The following is a 24,857-nucleotide window of genomic DNA, read 5'->3' as shown; positions in this document are numbered from 1 at the left end:
AAGCGCCTGGCAGAGCACACCTTTTTTATGAATCTTCGTGCGGTCTGGCATTTTTTAGAAGATCAACAGATCGCGAGGCGAGCTCGCTCCTACAGACAGACCTCGCCCGGCCCGGTTAATTCCTGGAGGCGGGTTCACGATAAACAGAAGATAAGTCGGGGACGTGACAAAAAAGGCTGCCTGCCGGGGCGATTCGATATTTCATAAATCGCAGACAGCAAAAAGCCCGCATAAAATGCGGGCTTCTTGGTGTATGGTGCACTCGACAGGATTCGAACCTGTGACCGCTCGGTTCGTAGCCGAGTACTCTATCCAGCTGAGCTACGAGTGCAAGTTGTGTTTGTTAAACCAGACCACCCTGGTTGAAGCAAAGTTAACTACCGGAGCAACTAACTTATAAATGGTGCACTCGACAGGATTCGAACCTGTGACCGCTCGGTTCGTAGCCGAGTACTCTATCCAGCTGAGCTACGAGTGCAAGTTGTGTTTGTTAAACCAGCCCACCCTGGTTGAAGCAAAGTTAACTACCGAAGCAACTAACTCTTAAATGGTGCACTCGACAGGATTCGAACCTGTGACCGCTCGGTTCGTAGCCGAGTACTCTATCCAGCTGAGCTACGAGTGCATTTGAAGCTGCGTATTATAGACCGTTGAATCTCTCTGCCAAGTGTTTTTTTCAATAAATTCAACAACTTACTGAAGTGGCTAGATTCTAACGTGCTACATGAATAATGGCGGAGAAGGGGGGATTCGAACCCCCGACACCCTTTTGAGGTGTACTCCCTTAGCAGGGGAGCGCCTTCGGCCACTCGGCCACCTCTCCGCAACACGGGGCGTATAATAACCAGCCTTTTCCCCGTATGCAACTAAAAACTTAAATAAAATTAAAGACTTGGTTCCTCGTCCTTTTCTTTCTTGATCCGCAGGTAGATTTCCTCGCGGTGCACGGCCACTTCCTTGGGCGCATTCACACCAATTCGCACTTGGTTTCCTTTGACGCCGAGCACGGTCACAGTAATTTCACCATCGCCTATGATCAGGCTTTCTGCGCACCGGCGAGTCAGAATCAGCATACGTTTCTCCTCACACTTACATTCAGGGACAACAGTCTGCAAAAAAAAAGGGCTTGGGCTTGCGGCTATATAGCGACAAAACCCTGCGCCCTTAGTATTGACCAACATGGCAAAAGATAAAGCCCTGTGCCATATCCATCAAAAAAACAAAGGGCGCGGGTTCACCGCGCCCTCTGGGCAACGCTTACTCGCCCTGCCGGGCAGGTGCGTCCAAATCAAAAGCCGTGTGCAGGGAACGCACTGCGAGCTCCAGGTACTTCTCTTCGATCACCACCGACACTTTGATCTCGGAGGTCGAGATCATCAGGATGTTGATGTTCTCTTTGGCCAGCGATTCGAACATGCGGCTGGCAACGCCTGCGTGCGAGCGCATGCCCACGCCGACAATCGACACCTTGGCAATGTTGGTATCGCCGACCACTTCACGGGCACCGATCTCGCGAGAGGTGTTTTCCAGGACCTCAAAGGCGGCCTGGTAGTCGTTGCGGTGCACCGTAAAGGTGAAGTCGGTGGTGTTATCGTGCGCAACGTTCTGCACGATCATGTCGACTTCAATGTTGGCCGCGCTGATCGGGCCGAGGATTTTGAATGCAACACCCGGGGTATCTGGCACGCCACGGATGGTCAGCTTGGCTTCGTCGCGGTTGAAAGCGATGCCAGAAATGATCGGCTGTTCCATGGATTCCTCTTCATCGATAGTAATGAGGGTGCCCGGACCCTCTTTAAAGCTGTGCAATACGCGCAGCGGAACGTTGTACTTGCCGGCGAACTCAACGGCACGGATCTGCAACACCTTGGAGCCCAGGCTGGCCATTTCCAGCATTTCTTCGAAGGTGATCTTTTCCAGGCGCTGAGCCTTGGCCACAACCCGTGGGTCGGTGGTGTAGACGCCGTCAACATCGGTGTAGATCTGGCATTCGTCAGCCTTCAGGGCTGCCGCCAGCGCCACGCCGGTCGTGTCCGAGCCACCACGGCCCAAGGTGGTAATGTTGCCGTTTTCATCCACGCCCTGGAAACCAGCAACCACCACTACGCGCCCTTCCTTCAGGTCGGCGCGAATTTTCTGGTCGTCAATTTTCAGAATGCGGGCTTTGGTGTGCGAACTGTCTGTCAGGATGCGCACCTGGCTACCGGTGTAAGACACCGCTGGGACGCCGCGCTTGTTCAGCGCCATGGCCAGCAAGCCAATGGTGACTTGCTCGCCGGTGGAGACAATCACGTCCAGCTCACGAGGCAACGGCTGATCGCTGATCTGTTTGGCCAGATCAATCAAACGGTTGGTCTCGCCGCTCATCGCAGACAGCACAATAACCAGGTCGTTGCCGGCTTCGCGAAACTTCTTAACTTTATCGGCGACCTGCTCGATTCTCTCGACAGTGCCGACCGAGGTGCCTCCAAATTTTTGTACGATCAAAGCCATTTCAAAGCAGCCTCAGCCCATAAAGGGCGCCCATTTATCATTCAAACGACGCGCCGCCACTAGACGACGGCGCGTACTGGACCTCAGATACCCTGCTCGACAAATGGCACAGTCAGGGCCAGCGCGGCGTCCAGGGCTGCGGCATCAACACCGCCGCCTTGCGCCATGTCCGGACGACCACCGCCCTTCCCGCCCACTGCTGCAGCGGCCTGCTTCATCAAATCACCGGCTTTGAGTTGGCCAGTCAGGTCTTTGGTCACGCCTGCAACCAGTACGACCTTATCTTCATGAACACTGCCGAGCAGGATCACTGCGCGGCCGAGCTTGTTCTTCAGCTGATCTACCAGCGCCAACAGCGCCTTGCCATCTTGACCGTCCAGGCGGGCGGCCAACACGTTCACGCCTTTTACATCGACTGCCGAGGATGACAGATCATCGCCCGCAGCGCTTGCGGCCTTGGCCTGCAATTGTTCCAGTTGTTTTTCCAGCTGGCGGTTACGCTCCAGCACGGCCGACAGTTTGTCGACCAGGTTGTCACGCGAGCCTTTGACCAGGCTTGCGGCTTCTTTGAGCTGCTCTTCGGCAGCGTTCAAGTAAGCCAGCGCCGCAGCGCCGGTGACCGCTTCAATACGACGAACGCCCGAGGCCACACCGCCTTCGCTGGTGATTTTCATCAGGCCGATGTCGCCGGTACGCTGAGCGTGGATACCACCGCACAGCTCTACCGAGAAATCGCCACCCATGCTCAGCACGCGCACGCTGTCGCCGTATTTCTCGCCAAACAGCGCCATGGCGCCTTTTTGCTTGGCGGTTTCGATGTCGGTTTCTTCTGTCTCAACCGGGGTGTTCTTGCGAATCTCGGCGTTGACGATGTCTTCCAGTGCCTTGATCTGCTCAGGCTTGATGGCTTCAAAGTGGCTGAAGTCAAAACGCATGCGCTGACTGTCGACCAGCGAGCCCTTCTGCTGAACGTGCTCGCCCAGCACTTGGCGCAAGGCGGCGTGCAGCAAGTGAGTGGCCGAGTGGTTCAGCGACGTGGCGTGACGCACATCGGCATCTACGTGCGCTTCAACGGTTTCACCGACCTTCAGGCCACCTGCTGCCACAACGCCGTGGTGCAGGAACGCGCCGCCGGTTTTGGTGGTGTCACGCACGTCAAAACGCGCAGCACCGGCTTGCAGGTAACCGCAATCGCCAACCTGGCCACCGGATTCAGCGTAGAAAGGCGTGCGGTCGAGTACGACCACGCCCTCGTCGCCTTCATTGAGGCTGGTAACTGACTGGCCTTCTTTATAGAGGGCAATCACTTTGGCCGAGCTGTGGGTCGCGCCGTAGCCGATAAACTCGGTAGGCACGTCAACTTTAACCAGAGTGTTGTAGTCCAGACCGAACGAGCTGGCCGAACGCGCACGCACACGCTGGGCTTCCATTTCGCGTTCGAAGCCTTCTTCGTCCACGGTCAGGTTGCGCTCGCGGGCGATGTCGGCGGTCAGGTCCATCGGGAAGCCGTAGGTGTCATACAGCTTGAACACTACGTCGCCCGGCACCACGGTGCCTTTAAGCTCAGCCAGATCCTGCTCAAGGATTTTCAGGCCCTGCTCCAGGGTCTTGGAGAATTGCTCTTCTTCGGCTTTAAGTACGCGCTCGATGTTGGCCTGCTCGCGCACCAGCTCCGGGAAGCTCTCGCCCATCTCGGCCACCAGGGCCGCGACGATCTTGTAAAAGAAGTTACCGGTTGCGCCCAGCTTGTTGCCGTGGCGGCAAGCGCGACGAATGATGCGACGCAGCACGTAGCCACGGCCCTCATTGGAAGGCAGCACGCCATCAGCAATCAGGAAGCTGCACGAACGGATGTGGTCAGCCACGACTTTGAGCGACGCCTGGCCTTCGTTGGCGCAGCCGATCGCTTGGGCGGCGGCTTTCAACAGGCTCTGGAACAGGTCGATGTCGTAGTTGGAGTTCACGTGCTGCATCACCGCACTGATCCGCTCCAGGCCCATGCCGGTGTCTACCGACGGCGCTGGCAACGGATGCAACACGCCGTCGGCGGTGCGGTTGAACTGCATGAAAACGTTGTTCCAGATCTCGATGTAACGGTCGCCGTCTTCTTCTGGCGAGCCCGGTGGGCCACCCCAGATCTCAGGGCCGTGATCGTAGAAAATCTCGGTGCACGGGCCGCACGGGCCGGTATCGCCCATGGTCCAGAAGTTATCGGACGCGTACGGCGCGCCTTTGTTGTCGCCAATGCGGATCATGCGCTCGGCCGGCACGCCCACGTCTTGGGTCCAGATGTCGTAGGCTTCGTCATCGCTGGCGTAAACCGTAACCCAGAGTTTTTCTTTAGGCAGCTTCAATACGCCGGTCAAAAAGGTCCAGGCGAAGTTGATCGCGTCTTTCTTGAAATAATCGCCAAAGCTGAAGTTGCCGAGCATTTCAAAGAAGGTGTGGTGACGTGCGGTGTAACCGACGTTTTCCAGGTCGCTGTTCTTACCACCGGCACGCACGCACTTCTGGCTGCTGGTTGCACGGGTGTAAGCACGTTTTTCTTGACCCAGGAAGCAGTCCTTGAACTGGTTCATCCCCGCGTTAGTGAACAGCAGGGTTGGGTCGTTATTCGGGACCAAGGAGCTCGAAGGGACACGGGTGTGACCTTGCTCCTCGAAGAAGCGAAGGAAGGCTTCACGGATTTCTGCGCTTTTCATAGGTTCTTCCACGGAGGCTGCGGCCAGAGGCAAATCATTGCTGTCAATTGATGGCTATTGCTCAGAAGCGGGACGGATCGGAACCCTTCCTGCCCAGGCAAACAATTCTCATCAATTGACAAATGACTCGCAAAGGGCCGCATTATATCGGCCCTTCGCCTTGGGTACAGTGTGTTTATACGATAGCTGCAAGCAATTGGACAGATTGCAAGCTTATTGACGGATAAAGTCGCGGAAAACCTCGATGGTTTGCTCGATTTTGCTGCGGCTGACGTCCATGTGGGTCACCATGCGCAAGCGCGGCGCGGCACTGAGCTTGATGCCCCGCTCCCCCGCAAAGGCTTTAAGTGCTGCCGCCTGCCCATCAACTTGCACGTAAACCATGTTGGTCTGTACCGGCTCAACGCGATAACCGGCCTCACGCAGGCCATCGGCCAGCCGTTGCGCATTGGCATGGTCATCTGCCAGGCGCGCCACCTGATGGTCCAGCGCATACAAGCCCGCCGCGGCCAGTTGCCCGGCCTGACGCATGCCGCCACCGACCATTTTGCGCAGGCGCCGGGCCTTGCCGATCAATTCAACGGTGCCGCACAACACAGAGCCCACCGGCGCGCCCAAACCCTTGGACAAACACACCGACACCGAATCGAAATGCCGGGCAATTTCGCTCGCGTCCACCCCCAGCTTCACCGCCGCGTTGTACAGCCGCGCGCCGTCCAGGTGCAGCGCCAGGCCGTGTTCGCGGGTCAAGCGGCTGGCCTGCGCCAGATACTCGACCGGCAGCACCTTGCCCTGCATGGTGTTTTCCACGGCCAGCAAGCGGGTGCGGGCGAAGTGAAAGTCGTCAGGCTTGATTGCCGCCGCCACCTGTTGCAAATCCAGCGAGCCGTCGGCCTGCACCTCCAGCGGTTGGGGCTGAATAGAGCCCAACACGGCCGCACCGCCGCCTTCGTATTTATAGGTGTGCGCCTGCTGCCCCACGATGTATTCGTCACCACGCCCGCAATGCGCCATCAGCGCCAGCAAGTTGCTCATGGTGCCGGTGGGCACAAACAGTGCTTGTGCAAACCCCAAGCGCGAGGCGAGCTCAGACTCCAGCTTGTTTACCGTCGGGTCTTCACCGTATACATCGTCGCCCAGCGGCGCGCTCGCCATGGCGTCACGCATGCCTGTGCTGGGTTGGGTTACGGTGTCGCTGCGCAGATCGATAACACTCATGCAAAAGTCCTCGGCCGTCGGCTCATCAAAGAAATCCTTGTGGCGCAAGAATAGCCTTATACAGGCATCAGAAAATACGATGGCTATTAGCAAAAAGCAGCGATGCATCTTTGAAACATTTGTGATACAAAATGCCCGCTGCCCTGAAACACGGGCGGCAACGTTCTCAGGGCGGGGTGTAACTCCCCACCGGCGGTAATTACGCGCAATGCGTATAGCCCGCGAGCGCTTGGCGCATCAGACAGCTTTTTGGCTGATGATGGGGCAAGGTCAGCAGACCCGGTGTGATCCCGGGGCCGACGGTCATAGTCCGGATGAAGAGAGAACGGGATTGGCGCCAAAGGGCCGTTAACCAGAGGGGGACTCCCCGTCTGCACGTACCCTTAAATCCCATTCGATTCATATGCCCTGTTTTTCACACAAACAGGAGTCAGAACATGCAACCTACCGCTATTCACCACAACGAACGCGTCGCTTTCATCCAGGCCAGCTGGCACAAAGAGATCGTCGATCAGAGCCGTAAAGGCTTCCTGGCCGAGATGCTCGAGCAGGGCTATCAGGAAAGTGACATCGACTTCTTTGAAGTCGGCGGTGCGTTCGAAATCCCGCTGCACGCCAAACTGCTGGCCAAGACTGGCCGCTACGCCGGTATCGTCGGTGCCGCACTGGTGGTCGACGGTGGCATTTATCGTCACGATTTCGTGGCTCAGTCCGTGGTCAGCGGCCTGATGCAAGTGCAGTTGGAAACTGAAGTGCCGGTGTTCTCGGTCAGCCTGACCCCGCACCACTTCCACGCGGGCGAAGAGCACCAGAAGTTTTTCTTCGACCACTTCGTGCACAAAGGTCAGGAAGCGGCGAAAACCTGCGTAGACACCCTGCAGAAAATCCGCGCTATCAAGCGTCTGGACAGCCAGCAAAAGCGCGCGGTGTAACTAATTGCCCCTGTAGGAGCGAGCTTGCCTCGCGATCTTTTGATCTTCAAAAAGATCGCGAGGCAAGCTCGCTCCTACAGCTTCAAGCAAACGCTGTTGCTTTCACCGGCTTGATGATGATCCCCGCCCGCAGGCCGTTCTTGACCTTGGGGTTGGGAAAGATGATCCGTGCGCCCTCTTCCTCGATGACCCAGCGGGTTTTTGGCGTGTCTTGCGCCAACAAATAACCTTTAGGCAACTCAGAAAAATTCTCGATTTCCGGCGGCAAGTGCAGCAGGAACGCGTCGCTGTGCTTGATCACTTCTCGCGCCACGCTGAATATCTGCAAGCCGTCCAGCGACGCGCCTTCCAGCGACGGCTCAGTGCCTTCGATGATCTGCTGCAAGCGTAACTCCAGACGCTCGACGTTAACCCCGTCGTTGTGCCCAAACGGCCGGGCCTTGCCCAGCTCCAGGGTAAACGCCTCGGCACCCAACTGATCGTAGGTGTAAGCGCTGAACACAATGGAAGGTTTGTTCTGCAACAGCACCGCTTCCATGCCAGCGGCCCGCAGGCGCGCCAGTTGATCGCGGGAATGTTTGCGCCCCTCTTTGTAGGGGTACAAGGCGAATTGCTCAATCTTGGAACCGCGAATGGCCGTGTGCAGGTCGAAATGCAAACGGGTACGCTCGGGGGCATTGAAAAACGTCTCGGCCAGGTGTTCAAGCTCGCAGGCACGCAGGGCTTCTGGCCCGCTGCTGCTTTCATGGCGGCCGTTAAACAGACGATTGAGGTCTTCTTCGACAAACCGTGCGCCCGTGCGCATGGCGCCCGGGTTGCCGAACAAAAACAGAATACGTGCGCGCGGCTTGATCTCACCGCGAGCAATGGCATGGATCAGGCGATCGAGCAATTCGATCGGCGCTGTTTCATTACCGTGGATACCGGCCGACAGCAGCAAGTCCATGCCGTTGTCGCGCGCCTCAGGGGGGCGCACCTCAAGCGCGCCCTCGGCCAGCCAGCGCAAACGCACGCCATCGACAGTCAGTTGAGTTTTCTGGGCCGGTTCACGTCCGGTCAAGGTCAGTTCAAGCAGTTTGCCGAGAGCGAGCATAGGGCATCCTTAATCAGTGATTGCAGTCCGGGCCGTGCACGTGACCGTCTTCGCCATCTTCGTCACTCATGTCAGCCGGTTCCATTTCCAGCTGCAGACTAACAAGGTTAGTGGCCAATGGGCGCAGCAACAGGTTGGCGTATTCAGCATCGCCTTCTTCTACGTCTACACCAATCAGCAACTGGCCACGGCCGTCTTGCTGGATCCACAGCTCTTTACCCTGCCACAGGACCGCGACGCGGGTGCAGGAGGTTTGCAGTTGCGTGCCGTCGGTGTCTTCAAGGATCAGTTGCAGGGAATCGCTCATAATTTCGCTCTCATTGGAAAATCAGGTGGCGCGTGCGCAACAGGCAAACACGCGCAGGGTCAATTGATCTGAAACGGATAAACCGAGCCCAGTTTAAGGATTTGCGTCAGTTCATCCAGTGCCGTCCGGCATTCAAGCAGCAATTGCGGGTCTGCCAGGTCGCTTTCGCGCAAGGCATCGCGGTAGTGCTTGTTCACCCAGCCGGTCAGCGTGTCGTACAGCGGGGCCGACATGATAACCCCAGGGTTGACCGCCGCCAGCTCTGTTTCGTTAAGCGCCACACGCAAGCGCAGGCACGCCGGACCGCCGCCGTTCTGCATGCTCTGTTTGAGATCAAACACCTTCACTTCGCGAATCGGCCCGCCAGCGCTGGTCAGGCCTTGCAGGTAGCTCCAGACACGCGGGTTGGCGCGGCACTCTTCGGGCACGATCAGCAGCATCGAGCCGTCGGCACGGCTGAGCAGTTGGCTGTTGAACAGGTAAGAGCGCACTGCGTCATCGACGGTCACTTGATCGCGCGGCACGCTGATGGACTCAAATGCAGCCCCGCGCGCGGCCAGCTTGCGACGCAACTCGTCGAGCATGGCTTCGGTATTGAGGAAGGCATCCTGGTGATGGAACAGCAGCTCGCCATTACCCACCGCGATCACGTCGTTATGGAACACGCCCTGGTCGATCACCGCCGGGTTTTGCTGGGCAAACACCACGCCCTCCTCGCTCAAACCATGCAGACGCGCCACGGCTTGTGAGGCTTCGAGGGTTTGGCGTGCCGGGTACTTTTGCGGCGCGGGATAACGGCTGTCGAACGCACTGCGCCCGTAGACAAAAAACTCGACCCCGGCCTCGCCGTAGTCACGGCAAAAGCGTGTGTGATTGGCGGCGCCTTCATCACCAAACTGCGCCACTGCCGGCAAGGCCGCGTGGTGCGCGAAGTGCTGCTGATCGGCAAACATCGCGCCCAGCACGCGGCTGGTGGTCGGGTGCTCGATGCTGCGGTGGAACTTGCAATTGAGGTTGGCAGCGGTGAAATGCACACGGCCATCGGCGGTGTCTGCGCTTGGGCTGACCGTGGCGGCGTTGGCCACCCACATGCTGGAGGCCGAGCAACTGGCAACCAGCAACGGCATGGCGTCTTTGGCAGCACGCTCAATCACTTGTGCGTCAGTACCGCTAAAGCCCAGGCTGCGCAAGGCGGCGACATCCGGACGCTCTTGCGGGGCCAGCACGCCCTGGACAAAGCCCATGTCCATCAGCGCTTTCATTTTTTCCAGGCCTTGCAGCGCGGCTTCCTTGGGGTTGGACGCCTGCTGGCTGTTGCTCTGGGACGCGACATTGCCAAACGACAAACCGCCGTAGTTATGGGTCGGCCCCACTAGACCGTCAAAGTTGACTTCAAAGGATTTCATCGGTGAGGCTCCGGCAAACGGTGGTAATAGACAAGGTAGAGCACTTGACCTGTGGGAGCGGGCTTGCTCGCGATGGCATCAACGCGGCTTAACCGTAAAACCGCGCAGCCTGCATCGCGAGCAAGCCCGCTCCCACAGTGACGACATGAGGCCTTAAGACAATCGCACGCCCGGGGTCAGGGCGGCGGGCAGCGCCAGGGTCGGGGTTTCCAGCGACGCGACCGGGTAAGCGCAGTAATCAGCGGCGTAATACGCGCTGGCGCGGTGGTTGCCGGACGCGCCGACACCGCCAAACGGTGCGCTGCTGGCGGCGCCCGTGAGTTGCTTGTTCCAGTTCACAATCCCGGCCCGACTCTCAAGCCAGAACTGCTGGTAGCGCGCTTCGGAGTCCGAGAGCAAACCTGCGGCCAAACCGAACGCGGTGTTGTTGGCCTCGGCAATCGCGGCGTCAAAATCGCTGTAACGAAACACTTGCAGCAACGGCCCGAACAGCTCTTCGTCCGAGCGCTCGCTCACGTCCGTCACATCAATAATGCCCGGTGTGAGCAACGCCGCCGTGGTGCTTGGCTGGGTCATGCGCAGCAAGACCTGCGCGCCGCTGTCGATCAGCAGCGTCTGTGCGGCCAGAAGATCTCGCGCCGCTGACAGCGAAATCACCGAGCCCATGAACGGTGCCGGTTGCTGGTCAAACGCGCCCACTTCAATGTCTTTGCTGACCTCGACCAGACGCTCAAGCAGGCGGTCGCCCCACGCGCCTTGCGGCACCAGCAAACGCCGCGCACAGGTGCAACGTTGGCCAGCCGAAATAAAGGCCGACTGAATAATCGTGTACACCGCGGCGTCCAGGTCTGCCACCTGATCGACCACCAGCGCGTTATTGCCGCCCATTTCCAGGGCCAGGATTTTGTCCGGGCGCCCGGCGAACTGTTGATGCAAGCTGTTACCGGTACGGCTGGAGCCGGTGAAGAACAACCCGTCGATGCCTGCATGAGCGGCCAACGCGACACCGGTCTTGCGCGCACCTTGCAACAGGTTCAGCACGCCCGCCGGCAAACCGGCTTCGATCCAGCACTTGACCGTCAGCTCAGCGACTTTAGGGGTCAGCTCGCTCGGCTTGAACACCACGCTGTTACCCGCCAGCAACGCCGGGACGATATGCCCGTTAGGCAAGTGACCCGGAAAGTTGTACGGGCCGAACACCGCAACCACGCCGTGGGGCTTGTGGCGCAGCACCGCCGTGGCATCGCCCAGCGGGCCGCTTTTTTCGCCGGTGCGCTCACGGTAGCTTTGTACCGAGATTGCCACCTTGTTGATCATGCTGGTGACTTCGGTGGCCGACTCCCACAGCGGCTTGCCGGTTTCTTCACCGATGCAGCGGGCCAGTTCATCGGCGTGGGTTTTCAGGCTCGCGGCGAAGGCTTCGAGCACCGTCAGGCGCTCTTCGAAAGACCGTTTGGCCCAGGCCGGAAACGCCTGACGCGCAGCTTTGACTGCTTCGCTCACCTGCTCGGCATTGGCCGCGTGGCCCGTCCACAGCACCTGCTGGGTGACCGGATTCAGCGACTCGATGATTTCGCCCTGACCGTTCTGCCAGGCGCCTGCGATATACAACGTGCTCATTATTTGGACTCCCGCGACGTGGCTGGCTGGGCAGATAACGGGACGGCGCGCACCTGGTCGCCTGCACTCAGTTGCAGACGCTTGGCGGTCAGTTTGTCGACCACTAACGTGCCCGCCGCCAAACGTGCCGGGGCGGCAGTAATGCGGCACTCTTCGCGTTTGCGGTTATGAATCAGGTACGCCGGGGCGTCATCGCCCGGTGTGCCGATGGCCAGCACCAGCGCCTCACTGTCACGCACCGCGCGAATCTTGGTGGTTTCGCATTCCACCGCCGGGCCCGCGTCGAAAATATCGACGTAACCCTGATAACTGAAGCCTTCGCTTTTGAGCATGTTCAACGCAGGTTCGGTGTCGGTATGCACCTTGCCGATCACGGCGCGGGCGCTTTCGGACAAGAAGCAGGTGTACACCGGAAACTTGGGCATCAGCTCGGCAATAAAGGCTTTGTTGCCCACGCCGGTCAGGTAATCGGCCTGGCTGAATTCCATTTTGAAAAAGTGTCGACCCAGGCTTTCCCAGAAAGGCGAGCGGCCGTTCTCATCTGACATGCCGCGCATTTCGGCAATGATCTTGTTGCCAAACAGCTCGGGGAACTCAGCGATAAACAGCATCCGCGCCTTGGCCAGCATGCGGCCGTTAAGGCCATTGCGGTGATCGGCACTGAGGAACAACGAGCACAGCTCAGAGTTGCCCGTCAGGTCGTTGGCCAGGAACAGGGTCGGGATTTCGCGGTATATGTTCAGTTCCTGGGAGGCGCTGACGGTCAGGCCAACCCGGAAGTTGTACCAAGGCTCACGCAGGCCGACGGCACCGGCAATGGCCGAAATCCCCACCACTTTGCCGTCGTCGTTTTCGAGCACGAACAGGTAGTCGGCATCGGCGCGTTCAGCTTCGCCACGAAAGGTTTTTTCAGCCCAACTGACACGGTGCAACAGGCGCTGCTCATTGGCCGGCAAGGTGGTCAGGCCGGTGCCCGTGCTGCGGGCCAGTTCAATCAGGGCCGTTAAATCACTACTGCGTACAGGACGAACGATCATGCTATCTCCTTAAACAGGGCTCGCGGGCGAACCCCGTGACACTCGCTCAAACGCGTTAAACCGCAACCACTCGTACGCTGACGCCTTCGCCAACGCCGAGCGCTTCGGCCGCTTCCAGATCCAGCGTGACCGGCTTGCCCGGCGCCCAGTCGAGCTCCAGCAAGACGGCGCGGTAGTCCTGTAACTGGGTATTGGCCACCAGGTACGGGCGACCGCCCCCGCGAATCGGCTCACCGATCTTGACCGGCACCACGCGGCTTTGAGCAATCGAGCGGATGCCCGAGACCCGCGCATGCAGGGTCGGGCCGCCGTCGAAAATGTCGATGTAATGATCGGTTTCAAAACCTTCACGCATCAAAATGTCGAAGGTGATTTGCGCACGCGGGTGCACCTGGCCCATGGCTTCCTGGGCAGTGTCGGGCAACAGCGGCACGTAAATCGGGTAATGCGGCATCAGCTCGGCGAGGAAGGTGCGGCTTTTCAGCCCGCACAGGCGCTCGGCGGCGGCGTAGTTCAAGTCGAAAAAGTTGCGGCCGATGGCGTCCCAAAACGGCGAGTCGCCGTTTTCATCGCTGTAGCCGACGATCTCGGTGACCACCGAATCGGCGAAGCGCTCCGGGTGGTTGGCCACAAACAGCAGGCGGCCTCGGGAGTTGAGTTCGGACCAGGCCGTGCCCACCAGATCCGGGACCACGTAAAAGCTGGTCAGCAGGCTGTTGCCGGTCAGATCGTGACACTGCGACAGCACGTGGATCTTGTTGTGGATCTTCAGTTCGCGCGAGGCGTGAACGAAGGTCTCGTTACGAAAACTATAAAAAGGCTCGGAGTACCCGGCCGACGCGACGATGGCCGAACAGCCCACCAGCTTGCCTGCGGTGGTGTCTTCAAGGACGAAGAAGTAACTTTCTTCGCCATTGAAGCTGACTTCAGCGGCAAACGAGGCTTCGGAGGCGGCGATCTTGTCGCGCAGACGGTCGAGGTCGTCCGGCAATGAAGTGACACCAATCGGGCTGTCCGCAGCCAGACGCTGTACCTCGCTCAGGTCAGCCATTTGCGCGGGGCGCATCACCAGCATGGTGTCACTCCTTAATCCAGAAAATAAAAAATGGGGCCCTGTGGGGGCGAGCCTGTCTCACAGTCTTTTAAAAGATTAAAAGATCGCGAGGCGAGCTCGCTCCTACAGGGTTATGGCGTGGATCAGGCGGTCAGGTGTTTGATGGCACGCTCAAAACGATCCAGGCCTTCGGTGATGTCTGCTTCTTCAACCACCAGGCTTGGGGCGAAACGCACCACGTCCGGGCCGGCTTGCAGGATCATCAGGTTTTCTTTTTCAGCCGCATTGAATATGTCTTTGGCGCGGCCTTTCCAGGCATCGCTCAAGACGCAGCCCAGCAACAGGCCCAAACCACGCACTTGGGTGAATACGCCGTACTGCTGGCCGATTTGTTCAAGGCGGGTTTTGAACAGTTGATGCTTAGCCTCAACGCCCTGCAATACGTCCGGGGTGTTGATCACGTCGAACACGGCATTGCCCACCGCGCACGCCAGCGGGTTGCCGCCGTAGGTGGTGCCGTGAGTGCCGACGACGAGGTGCTTGGCCAGGTCTTCGGTGGTCAACATGGCCGCGATCGGGAAACCGCCGCCCAGGCTTTTGGCGCTGGTGAGGATGTCCGGGGTCACGCCGTAGTGCTGGTAGGCAAACAGGTGGCCGGTACGGCCCATGCCCGTTTGCACTTCGTCAAACACCAGCAAGGCATTGTGCTGGTCGCACAGTTCGCGCGCGCCTTGCAGGTAAGCCTGCTCGGCTGGCAATACGCCGCCTTCGCCCTGGATGGGCTCCAGTACCACGGCACAGGTTTTGTCGGAGATCGCCGCTTTGAGCGCGTCGAGGTCGTTGAACGGGATGTGCGTGATGCCGGTGATTTTTGGACCGAAACCGTCCGAGTACTTCGACTGCCCGCCCACGTTGACGGTGAACAGCGTACGGCCGTGGAAGCTGTTGAGGGCCGCGATGATTTCGTATTTCTCATCACCGAAACGGTCGAACGCCACGCGACGGGCCAGTTTGAAGGCAGCCTCGTTGGCTTCGGCGCCGGAGTTACAGAAGAACACGCGCTCAGCGAAGGTGGCGTCTACCAGCTTTTTAGCCAGGCGCAAGGCAGGCTCGTTGGTGAACACGTTAGACACGTGCCACAGGTTGTTGGCCTGCTCGGTCAGTGCGCCTACGAGCGCCGGGTGGGCGTGGCCCAACACGTTAACCGCGATGCCGCCTGCGAAGTCGATGAGTTCGCGCCCCGACTGATCCCAGACTCGGGAACCGGCGCCACGCACAGGAATGAAAGCAGCAGGTGCGTAGTTCGGAACCATGACCTGATCGAAATCGGCGCGTTGCACCGGGGCTTGCTCAACGGACATCGGAGTCTCCTGATGAGAAACGCCTGCCTAAAATGGCGAGCGATGGGGGGATTGTAAGGACAGATGGTGATGCGGCCTTGCCGCCAAGCGACAACTTCTTATAGCGCCAAACCCCGGCTTAACCGGGTTTACAGCAATGCGACATATTGCGTCGCAAAGACGCAGTTTAAACGCTGAGCGCGCCAAACGGCAGCACGACAACAGGTTGATTTATGCCGTGCCTGGCAGGGCGAGCCAGCACCTGCGGCTAAACCCTTGAGCGGGGGCTATTTATTTATTGCGACGGCGCATATTTACGATACGTCGGCCCCCTCTTTTAGCAGGTATTTGCGCTTTTTAAAAACGTCATCGCGGCTGATCTTAATCGCTCTAATTCCTTGATTAATCAGGTGCTTTCATGCCCAACAGCGATCTTGAAGGTCTGCCCCCACAGCCACCGCTCACGCAAAACACAGCTCATAAAGAGGCGCATTTTCTGTCCCATCACGCCCAGATCACCCACACGCTACCTCAATGGTTAACACGGGCGCCCTCTCACAAACAGCAAGCACTCAAGGCTCTCAGGCCTAACCCGACGCACTGGCCGAAAGGGCTTTCGATCTCACAGCAAAACGCCCTTGATCACGCGCACATTAATAGCTGGAAAACCCACCAGGATGCAGAGCAGGAACTTGAAAACCTCAAAGATGTTTACGCCTTCGCCGAACCTTTGCTCTTACAAGCGTTGGTCGAGCGCTTTGAGGTGGACTCAGCGCTCAATCTGAAAAACACCTTCATCAACCTCTACCTCCCCCTGACCACGCCGCTGTTGGGCCTTAAAACCGGGGCATTAAAAAACTGGCGCGTGTCCATGCTGGATGCCGCCCTGCATAACTTTGAGGCTTTTGAAGCACAACCAGACGCTCACTCACCTGATTCCGGATTTATTACTCGCCCAAGCGCAGGCGGGCAATACCAGATTTTGGAGACGCTGACCCGACAAGTGCCGATCCCGGCTTTCATTACGCTGTGCCGCCAGCTGGATATCGGCAAACTGTACAAGGCTCATCTGGACAATGAGCTGATCCTTTGTGAGCCTGACAAAGCACTGCGTATCAAAACAGCTGTTCGCCAACACTTGAGAACGGCGCTTGTCGCGGCATCGCATCATGCGCTCGCACACAAACAGATCACACAAAACATCCATGATGCGCTTTGCAATCCAGCCCAGGCGCCGGGCTGGACGAACAAGACCCCACCGACACCTTATCCTCACAGCATGACGCTACTCGGCAGCGCGCTGACCGGGGTGTTGGTTTTTTCTACCCAAACGGCCCCTGCGTCACTGCACGGAGAGGTCATCGCCTACCTCCCTGATGACCCGCAGCAGCCTGTAAAGCGTCACGCTTCAATGACCGCTTTCGTCAGTGACCTGGCAATAAAATTACGCGATGACAGCTACCAGCAATACTTCAGCCGTTTTATTGACCACAAGGAACTAGAGCCGTTTTTAACGACCCTCAGGAGCAAACTTTTCATTACCCAGATCGACCCGGCACACGTGCCTAAAGGGGAAGGACGGCCTGAAGACTTCCCTCTTGTTATTCGATCAAGCCTTGTTGAGCACCCTGTTCTCAATTTCACGCTGCTCAACATCTATCAGGACTACAGCGAATACCTGTTCATCCAAAAACGACGAAAGCTGCTTGAAGATGCCCCCTTGCTGGCTGTCAGTACCGACACGGAAGATCAGAAAACACGCCATGATCGCCAGCAACGCCTGAAAAAAATCGGTGAGTGGGCCGTCAACGCGATTGAGATTGCGGGCTCTTTTTTCATCCCGGGTCTGGGTGAGTTGATGATGCTGCAAATGGCATATCAGATCCTTGATGACACCTATGAGGGCATCAGGGACTGGACCCAGGGTAAAACCATTGAGGCCTGGGACCATTTATTCAACGTTCTGTCCAGCACCGTCCAAATTGCAACCCTGAGCATTGGCAGCAAAATAATCGCTGATGTCCTGAAACCCACGCCCTCTTTCGTCAAGGGTTTAAAACCCGTCACACGCCATACGGGTGAAAAGCGCCTGTGGGATCCGGCCCTGACGCCTTACCAACATCCGACAGACCTGCCCTCCAACACGCCCGCCAACGACCTCGGGTTAATGCTGCATGAAGACGCACAGTTTCTATCTCTCGAAGACCGCACTTACCGCGTTGAACAAGAACCCCAAACACTGCGATACCGCATCAAGCATCCTTCTCGAACACAGGCCTACTCGCCGCGATTGCGGCATAACGGGTCAGGTGCCTGGACAGTCGAAACAGAGCAACCGCTCAATTGGGATGATTTGAGACTCTTCAAACGCTTGAACCGAACCGCAGCCTCTTTCTCTGACATCACCGCCTCACGCCTTTTGGCCATCACTCAGACCGATACGGCTGCGCTGCGCAGCCTGCATGTCGATGCGCTGCCCACACCCGGCTTGCTTGCCGACAGCATCCAACGCTTCAAAATTGACCAGGACCTGCAGTATTTCATCGAGCACATGCAAAGCCGTGACCCTTTGGTTCAGCAACTGGCAGACCCTCAAACCCAGTTGCAACTGTTGATCAGTGATGAGATGTGGAGCGCGTCCAAAAACTTACGGGTCGTCAATGAACACGGTGAAACCGTGGTGCACTATCCTTCCGAGTTCTCTACAGCCGAGCACATTGAAATCACAGATGAGCAGGTACGAGGGGGCCAATTACTGAAAACCGTCCTCCAGAAACTGGATGAAAAAGACATAAAGCACCTGCTCGGCGTTAGTCCAGCGATGGCCGACCCGCTACCTAATCCCACCGAACAAATGACCCTGCTCTGCAACCGACTGGCACGCCTGGCACACAAAAAGCGCAACGACTTGTTCGCATCACGTTATGCCTCGTTGCAAAACAGCGCTAATGCAGAGGTCAAATTGCTGCAGACGAGCTTTGCGCAACTGCCGACACCGGCAGCGCAAGAACTGATCTGGAATGCCCAGGGCGATGAAATCCTGCAACTGCTTAATGAGCGAATCATCCCCGAACGCCTGCAAGAGCTCGCACTCGAACAGGTCTACGAATCAAGGGTCAACCGCGCCTTCGAAGGCCTTTTTCTCGACTCTACGCATAGCGCAGACAGCGAGTGGCTCACGCTGAAAACGATTGAATCGCTACCTGGCTGGTCAGACAACCTGCGCCTTGAAATTCGCGACGCCAGCTTTGACGGTCCACTGCTCAACAGCCTTGGAGGCGAGCATGCCCCGATACGCAAAGTGTTGATCAAGTCACAAAACCTCTATAGCGCACGGGATGCGCAGGGCCTGGAGCTGCATGGGCCAGATGATCTGTATGCGGCTTTATTGCACGCACTGCCGGATGCAGAGCGTGCTCAATTGGGATTTCCCCATACTTACCAGGGTAAAGCCCTGAAAGCCGCTGTACGCGAGCATCCTCTGCTGCAACGTCAACTCGTCAGAGCACGCGTAGAACCCTCGCGCACTGCGCTAGATATAAACCCAGAGGCCCGCCCACGACTCAAAGCCACCGCTTACCCTTTATTAGGTGCCGACGCCCCAGGCCAGCCACCCAGCGCACTCGAGCGCCGCGTGAACGAGCTTTACCCCAGCCTGAATCGGCAAGAGCGGCTAAGAGTCATTCGTCACCTGCCCGCTGACCCGGCCGCGGCAGATCAAACCTTGACCGATCTGGGACAATCACTGGAAAGGCTGCGTGATGATTTGGAAGTGTGGACTGTCGACGCACCCGCAACTAACCAGCGAACCGGCGAGTTAATACCGCCAGTTGCAAGAATGGCGATTGTTCAAGACCGACGTGCATTCAGCAGAGAACTCGAAAGATGCTGGCGCAGACAAACAGCGTTCGACAATCACTACGCAGACCCTACCCGAGATGGTTTTGAGCTGACGTTTACACGAACAATATTAGATAACATGCCGAGTATTGATGCCGACTTCAGCCACGTAACTTACCTGTCCTTGAGAGGATCCGGCCCCGTTACTGGCGTTAACGAGTTCTTGCAAAACTTCCCAAGATTACGCGTATTGAAACTTCAAGGCTTTGCTCTTGATGCAGTGCCAGAGTCGCTGCCCTCAATGCAGAACTTAACTGAGTTGTATCTCGAAGACAGCAACATCACGCTCACCCCCACAGCAGCCCAGGCCTTATCCGGACTGGAAAACCTGGAACACATCGATCTTGATGGCAACCCGCTTAACCTCACGCCTGACTTCAGCAATATGCAACACTTGAATTCAGTGTTCCTGAGCAACACTGAACTCAGCGAGTTCCCCACATCCCTTTTGGGGTTGCCCGAAATTGAAACGATAGATCTGAGTGACAATCTCATCATTGATTTACCGTCAGAACTTTTCGAGGCCCCGGCATTTATCACCGAAGCGCTCGATTTGGCAGGAAACCCCTTGTCCGAAGCGAGCCTGAACCAGGCGCACCTATATTTCAGTCAGACCGGTATTGATATGAATATTTCATTCGACGATCTGGAGCCCATCGCTGTCGATGTCGTCGAACCTGAACAGTAGTTTCAGCCTCGCTCAGCAGGCACCGAGGACAATTCAAACGGGCTGCTGCTGCGGCGCTGGTTGCGGTCTTCGCGTGGCGTGGCACCGAAGAAGTTGCGGTAGGCACTGGAGAAATGCGGCCCCGAGGAGAACCCGCACGACAAGCCGATCTGGATGATCGATTTGCTGGTTTGCATCAACATCTGACGCGCCTTGTTCAAGCGCAGCTCCAGGTAGTACTGGCTAGGGACGCGATTGAGGTACTGCTTGAAGATGCGCTCCAGTTGACGACGGGAGACGCACACATGCTGAGCGATTTCGTCCGTGGTCAGCGGTTCTTCAATGTTGGCTTCCATCAGCAAAACGGCTTGGGTCAGTTTCGGGTGGCTGGAACCTAAACGGTTTTGCAAGGGAATACGCTGGCGTTCACCGCCTTCACGAATGCGCTCAACCACAAGTTCTTCAGACACCGCACCCGCCAATTCAGCACCGTGGTCGCGGGCCAGCAAGGCGAGCAACAGGTCCAGTACCGACATGCCGCCACAGGCGCTCAAGCGATCACGGTCCCAGTCAAACAAGTGGCTGGTGGCAATCACCTTGGGGAAGCGCTCAGCGAAGTCATCCTGCCAGCGCCAGTGCACGGCTGCACGGTAGCCATCGAGCAAGCCCAGTTGTGCCAGCGGGTAAACCCCGGCCGACAACCCGCCAATCACGCACCCGGCACGCACCAATTGCTTGAGCGCACTGCTGAGTGCCGGGGCAATGGCGACGGGTGGCTCATCGGCCACCAGAAAGAGCTTCTGGCACCCTTCAAGCTTCCCGGCCCATGGCTCACCGGGTAATTGCCAACCCCCTGCCACGACGTCGGTCGGTGCTTCTGCTTGCAGAAACACCAGCTCGTAAGCCACTTCGGGATGCACCCGTTGGGCGACCCGCAAGGCCTCCTCGGCCAGCGCAAGCGTCAATGCTTTGGTGCTGGGCCAAATCAGGAAACCTATTCGATGGGCAGTCATGGCATGCAATCCGAAACGAAAACAGTGTTAATGCCGAAGGTGGCAACAACCAAGCTAGATCCGCCACCGCGTTTTCCGGGAAGCATGCACTAAGTTGGTGCAAAAAGCAGTCTCACAATCCATTAAATTACTTGAGGCTGCCCGACAAGAACTGCTGCAAACGCTCGCACTGCGGGTTCACCAGCACTTCACGCGGGTTACCGCTTTCTTCAACCACGCCTTTGTGCAGGAACACCAACTGGTTGGACACTTCGCGGGCAAATCCCATTTCGTGAGTCACCACCACCATGGTCCGGCCTTCCAGGGCGAGGTCTTGCATGACCTTCAATACGTCGCCGACCAGCTCCGGGTCCAGCGCCGAGGTCGGCTCGTCAAACAGCATGACCTCTGGCTCCACCGCCAACGCACGGGCAATCGCCACACGCTGCTGCTCACCCCCGGACATATGCCCGGGGTAGGCGTCTTTACGATGGGACACGCCGACCTGGTTGAGGTAATGCTCGGCTTTTTCCCGCGCTTCGACCTTGGACATGCCCAGTACGTGCACGGGCGCTTCCATGATGTTTTCCAGCGCGGTCATGTGCGACCACAGGTTGAAATGCTGGAACACCATCGACAGGCGCGAACGCATGCGCTGCAACTGTTTAGGGTCTGCCGCTACCAGGGCGCCGTCCTTTTTCGCGACCAGTTTGAGCTCTTCGTTGTTGAGCAAAATCTTGCCGGCATGCGGCTGCTCAAGCAGGTTGATGCAACGCAAAAAGGTACTTTTGCCTGAACCGCTGGAACCGATGATGCTGATCACATCACCTGCCTTTGCAGCCAGAGATACGCCTTTCAGCACCTCGTGACTGCCGTAGCGCTTATGCAGGTCTTGGACTTCAAGTTTGTACATGCTGTCGGTTCTCACAAAAACAGTGGGTCAGACGTTGAGCGCGGCTCAACACTCAGGCCTTGCGCGGGGCCATGTAGCCCAGCCAGCGGCGTTCTGCCAATTTGAACAGGCGTACCAGAATGAAGGTCAGGCACAGGTAGAACGCACCTGCGGTGATGTAGGCTTCAAACGGCAAGTAATACTGCGCGTTAACGGTACGCGCAGCGCCGGTGATGTCGATCAGGGTCACGATGGACGCCAGACTGGTGGTCTGCAGCATCATGATCACTTCGTTGCTGTATTGCGGCAGCGCCCGGCGCATGGCCGACGGCAGCAAAATACGGCGATACATTTTGCTCGGGGACATGCCCATCGCCTTGGCGGCTTCGATCTCGCCATGGGGCGTGGCCTTGAGGCTGCCCGCAATGATTTCGGCGGTATAGGCGCTGGTGTTGATCGCAAACGCCAGGCACGCACAAAAGGTTGCACTGGACAGCAAAGGCCACATAAAGCTTTCGCGCACGACTTCAAACTGGGCCAGGCCGTAGTAGATCAAAAACAGCTGCACCAGCATCGGCGTGCCGCGAATCACGTAGGTGTAGAGCCACGCCGGGAAATTGACCCACGGGCGCTTGGACACCCGCATCAGGCCCAGCGGCAGCGCCACCAGCAAACCAAAGAACAGTGAAATGCCCAGCAGCTTGAGGGTTTCAACCATGCCGCTGAGGTACAGCGGCATGCTGTCCCAAATGACGTTGTAGTCGAAGATCATAGCTCAGCCACCTTTACGCCGACCGAGTAGCGCTTTTCAAGTTGTCGCAACGCCAGCAGCGACACACTGGTCATTACCAGGTACAGCGCGGCCACCGCGAGGAAGAACGTAAAAGGCTCGCGGGTGGCATCTGCCGCCTGCTTGGCCTTGAACATCATGTCTTGCAAGCCGACCACCGAAATCAGGGCCGTGGCTTTGGTCAACACCAGCCAGTTGTTGGTAAAGCCCGGAATCGCCAGACGGATCATCTGCGGCACCAACACCCGGAAAAACACCTGGAAACGGCTCATGCCGTAGGCCACACCCGCTTCTGCCTGACCTTTGGGGATCGCCATAAAGGCACCGCGAAAGGTTTCGGACAGGTACGCACCAAAGATGAAGCCCAAGGTGAACACGCCAGCCGAGAAGGGGTTGAGGTCGATGTAGTCGTCGTAGCCCACCAGCGGGGCGACGTTGTTGAGCAGGTTCTGACCGCCGTAGAAAATCAGCAAGATCAGCACCAGATCGGGAATCCCACGAATGACCGTAGAGTACAGATCGCCCAGCCAAGCCAGCCAGCGCACTGGCGACAGGCGCATTGAAACACCAATCAGACCTAGAACAATGGCCAGGGCCATGGACGACAAGGCGAGCTGTAGCGTCAGCCAAGCGCCATCGAGGATGACAGCCCCGTAGCCTTTCAACATGATTCAGGCCCTCGAAAAAAAGCGTGAAAATTAGGATGAAAAAATGGCGCAAACTTCAGGGACTCTGTCGCTTGCGCCATTTCAGACTTACAGCCGCGATGATTTACTTGGCTTCTGGGCCGTAAATATCGAAGTTGAAGTATTTTTTCTGGATTTCGTCGTACTTGCCGTTTGCACGGATATCGGTGATTGCACGGTCGATTTTGTCTTTCAGCTCTTTGTCGCCTTTACGCACGGCGATACCGATGCCGTCACCGAAGTACTTGGCGTCAGTGAACGAAGGACCTACAAACGCGTAGCCTTTGCCAGCCGGGGTATCGAGGAAGCCTTCCTGCAACAGGGTGGCGTCAGCCACGGTGCCGTCCAGACGACCGGCTTCGATGTCCAGGTAGATTTCGTTCTGCGAGCTGTAAGGCACAACAGTGGCGCCTTTAGGAGCAAAGACTTCTTTGGCGAAACGGTCGTGAATCGAACCGCGCTGCACGCCGATCTTCTTGCCTTTGAGCTCTTCCAGCGAATCAGAAACGGTTGTGCCGTCCTTCAGCACCAGGCGAGCCGGGGTCAGGTAGTAACGGTTGGTGAAGTCCACCGACTTCTTGCGGTCGTCGGTGATCGACATTGAGGACAGGATGGCGTCGATCTTGCGCACTTTAAGTGCCGGGATCAGACCGTCGAACTCTTGCTCGACCCACACACACTTGACCTGCATCTGCTCACACAGAGCGTTACCGATGTCATAGTCAAAGCCCACAATGCTGCCGTCCGGTGCCTTGGAGGCAAACGGAGGGTAAGCGGCTTCAATGCCAATTTTGAGCGGCTTTGCATCAGCAAACGCCTGCAAGGACAGCACGGACAGTGCCAGGGCGCCAAGAAGCACGAGTTTCTTCATCTTAGGACTCCATCGGTAAAGGGCAATAAATGCAGAGTGAGCCTGAGCCCAATATGCGGAGGTTAAACCGGGAATGCGGCGCCACGTCCTGTTGGTGTTGAAACGAGTTCAGCACTACGACAACGAGCGAGTGATCGGCATTCTAACGACAGGCTTCAAGCCGTTATTTCTTCAATGCGACAACATATTACAAATGCACCGAGAAAGGCGGCTACAAGCATTGACAGCTCTTCGAATTCGTGCAAGAGCAAAAGATATAGAACCTATATGAGTTGCAAATAGCGGGCCTATTATTCGCAAACCCTTCTATTCCGGCAAGTGTAGCCTTTAATCTAATTTTTTAAGGGCCGCCCGAGCGCTCTAAAACGGTGCCTTTGGTGTCACATAGCCCCGTTTTTGGGCGCACGGTTACACATGGGGTAACACCTGAATAAACCCCGGACCCCGCAGGAGTGGCCGCCCCGTCTTCGACACCGCGCTTTCGCGCAGCAAACAGGACAGCGAGTATCTTCAGCATCCCCCAATCGGTTCCCTCTCATACGGGAGAGGAGTGGTGAGAGAGCTTTGGCTTTTATGTACATATCCATTACTGCGGCAACGGCCACTTAGGATTCCGGCCTTACGGCGCGATCGGCCATCCTTGGCCGTGTCGCGGCTAACCCGGCGTCCTGCCGGGTTACCCTCTGCGCAACACCTGCGTTCGGCCAGCGTGGTTTAACGGGGCCTCTTAGATCAAGATCAAAAGCCAGATCAAGATCAACAGATCGCGAGGCAAGCTCGCTCTTATCAAACATAAAATAACCCATTGTTTTTATTCAAAAAAACTACCCAACTTTTTCCAGCCTCCATCCCAGCTT

The 24,857-nt window shown here is 57.4% G+C and carries 18 protein-coding genes, 4 tRNA genes and 1 riboswitch; of the genes, 2 read left to right on the top strand and 20 right to left on the bottom strand.

Translation table 11 applies throughout. The annotated features are described in order from the left end of the window. Positions 1-254: 254 nt before the first annotated feature. The 8 genes from GHO25_RS13570 to ltaE all read right to left on the bottom strand — a co-directional run bounded on the left by GHO25_RS13570 (position 255) and on the right by ltaE (position 6,413). Positions 255-331: transfer RNA gene (locus tag GHO25_RS13570), tRNA-Arg, on the bottom strand. Between the two features lie 70 nt (positions 332-401). Further along, positions 402-478 (bottom strand) — tRNA-Arg (locus tag GHO25_RS13565). Positions 479-548: 70 nt separating this feature from the next. Next, positions 549-625 (bottom strand) — tRNA-Arg (locus GHO25_RS13560). A 107-nt stretch (positions 626-732) separates the two neighbouring features. Next, positions 733-823: transfer RNA gene (locus tag GHO25_RS13555), tRNA-Ser, on the bottom strand. 61 nt (positions 824-884) lie between these two features. Beyond that, positions 885-1,073 (bottom strand): carbon storage regulator CsrA, encoded by a 189-nt coding sequence (gene csrA, locus GHO25_RS13550; RefSeq protein WP_003175645.1) that lies wholly within the window; start codon positions 1,071-1,073, stop codon positions 885-887. A gap of 184 nt (positions 1,074-1,257) precedes the next feature. After that, positions 1,258-2,493: an aspartate kinase gene (locus tag GHO25_RS13545; protein ID WP_048367860.1), complete on the bottom strand. Its 1,236-nt coding sequence runs from the start codon at positions 2,491-2,493 to the stop codon at positions 1,258-1,260. 83 nt (positions 2,494-2,576) lie between these two features. Next, positions 2,577-5,195, bottom strand: a complete 2,619-nt coding sequence (gene alaS, locus GHO25_RS13540; protein ID WP_048367862.1) for an alanine--tRNA ligase — start codon at positions 5,193-5,195, stop codon at positions 2,577-2,579. A 213-nt stretch (positions 5,196-5,408) separates the two neighbouring features. Next, entirely contained in the window at positions 5,409-6,413 is a 1,005-nt protein-coding gene (gene ltaE, locus GHO25_RS13535) for a low-specificity L-threonine aldolase (RefSeq protein WP_153390985.1), read from the bottom strand. 158 nt (positions 6,414-6,571) lie between these two features. Continuing rightward, positions 6,572-6,744, top strand: a riboswitch (FMN riboswitch). A 106-nt stretch (positions 6,745-6,850) separates the two neighbouring features. On the opposite strand from ltaE, the gene GHO25_RS13530 reads away from it, so the two are divergent. Then, complete coding sequence (locus tag GHO25_RS13530) at positions 6,851-7,345, top strand: 6,7-dimethyl-8-ribityllumazine synthase (protein WP_048367866.1); 495 nt, start codon at positions 6,851-6,853, stop codon at positions 7,343-7,345. Positions 7,346-7,427: 82 nt separating this feature from the next. On the opposite strand, the gene astE is transcribed toward GHO25_RS13530, so the two are convergent. From astE to GHO25_RS13495, 7 genes are all read right to left on the bottom strand, one after another. Further along, complete coding sequence (gene astE, locus GHO25_RS13525) at positions 7,428-8,438, bottom strand: succinylglutamate desuccinylase (RefSeq protein WP_048367868.1); 1,011 nt, start codon at positions 8,436-8,438, stop codon at positions 7,428-7,430. A 13-nt stretch (positions 8,439-8,451) separates the two neighbouring features. After that, positions 8,452-8,745 carry a hypothetical protein gene (locus tag GHO25_RS13520; protein ID WP_048367870.1) on the bottom strand — a complete coding sequence of 98 codons (294 nt, stop codon included), beginning with the start codon at positions 8,743-8,745 and terminating at the stop codon, positions 8,452-8,454. A 59-nt stretch (positions 8,746-8,804) separates the two neighbouring features. After that, a complete protein-coding gene (gene astB / locus GHO25_RS13515; protein ID WP_048367871.1) occupies positions 8,805-10,151 on the bottom strand; it encodes an N-succinylarginine dihydrolase in 1,347 nt (448 codons plus the stop codon). A gap of 153 nt (positions 10,152-10,304) precedes the next feature. Next, complete coding sequence (gene astD, locus GHO25_RS13510; RefSeq protein ID WP_178110087.1) at positions 10,305-11,774, bottom strand: succinylglutamate-semialdehyde dehydrogenase; 1,470 nt, start codon at positions 11,772-11,774, stop codon at positions 10,305-10,307. Beyond that, the gene (astA, locus tag GHO25_RS13505; protein ID WP_153330478.1) at positions 11,771-12,808 is read right to left on the bottom strand and encodes an arginine N-succinyltransferase; all 1,038 of its coding nucleotides are present in this window, start codon (positions 12,806-12,808) and stop codon (positions 11,771-11,773) included. Before astA ends, astD begins: the two co-directional genes overlap by 4 nt. 55 nt (positions 12,809-12,863) lie before the next feature. Next, a complete protein-coding gene (gene aruF / locus GHO25_RS13500) occupies positions 12,864-13,883 on the bottom strand; it encodes an arginine/ornithine succinyltransferase subunit alpha (RefSeq protein ID WP_153330479.1) in 1,020 nt (339 codons plus the stop codon). 122 nt (positions 13,884-14,005) lie between these two features. Next, a complete protein-coding gene (locus tag GHO25_RS13495) occupies positions 14,006-15,223 on the bottom strand; it encodes an aspartate aminotransferase family protein (protein WP_048367876.1) in 1,218 nt (405 codons plus the stop codon). A gap of 397 nt (positions 15,224-15,620) precedes the next feature. Between GHO25_RS13495 and GHO25_RS13490 the strand changes: the two genes are divergently transcribed. After that, on the top strand, positions 15,621-19,790 hold the full coding sequence (locus tag GHO25_RS13490; RefSeq protein WP_153390983.1) for a leucine-rich repeat domain-containing protein: 4,170 nt from the start codon (positions 15,621-15,623) through the stop codon (positions 19,788-19,790). A gap of 2 nt (positions 19,791-19,792) precedes the next feature. Here the strand turns inward: GHO25_RS13490 and argR are convergent, their stop codons facing one another. The 5 genes from argR to GHO25_RS13465 all read right to left on the bottom strand — a co-directional run bounded on the left by argR (position 19,793) and on the right by GHO25_RS13465 (position 24,000). Further along, positions 19,793-20,782 (bottom strand): transcriptional regulator ArgR, encoded by a 990-nt coding sequence (gene argR / locus GHO25_RS13485; RefSeq protein ID WP_153390982.1) that lies wholly within the window; start codon positions 20,780-20,782, stop codon positions 19,793-19,795. Positions 20,783-20,909: 127 nt separating this feature from the next. Next, positions 20,910-21,674, bottom strand: coding sequence for an ABC transporter ATP-binding protein (locus GHO25_RS13480; RefSeq protein WP_048367881.1), 765 nt, complete (start codon positions 21,672-21,674; stop codon positions 20,910-20,912). Positions 21,675-21,726: 52 nt separating this feature from the next. Then, the gene (locus GHO25_RS13475; protein WP_048367882.1) at positions 21,727-22,425 is read right to left on the bottom strand and encodes an ABC transporter permease; all 699 of its coding nucleotides are present in this window, start codon (positions 22,423-22,425) and stop codon (positions 21,727-21,729) included. Continuing rightward, positions 22,422-23,111: an ABC transporter permease gene (locus tag GHO25_RS13470; protein ID WP_048367884.1), complete on the bottom strand. Its 690-nt coding sequence runs from the start codon at positions 23,109-23,111 to the stop codon at positions 22,422-22,424. The genes GHO25_RS13475 and GHO25_RS13470 overlap by 4 nt, the downstream gene beginning before the upstream one ends. 103 nt (positions 23,112-23,214) lie before the next feature. After that, positions 23,215-24,000, bottom strand: coding sequence for an ABC transporter substrate-binding protein (locus GHO25_RS13465; protein ID WP_048367886.1), 786 nt, complete (start codon positions 23,998-24,000; stop codon positions 23,215-23,217). Positions 24,001-24,857 lie beyond the last annotated feature (857 nt).

This window comes from Pseudomonas sp. FSL R10-1350 (assembly GCF_009600525.1).
Taxonomy (GTDB): domain Bacteria; phylum Pseudomonadota; class Gammaproteobacteria; order Pseudomonadales; family Pseudomonadaceae; genus Aquipseudomonas; species Aquipseudomonas helleri.
The sequence above is the reverse complement of the archived record's forward strand: the minus strand, read 5'-3'. Positions and strand labels throughout refer to the sequence as shown.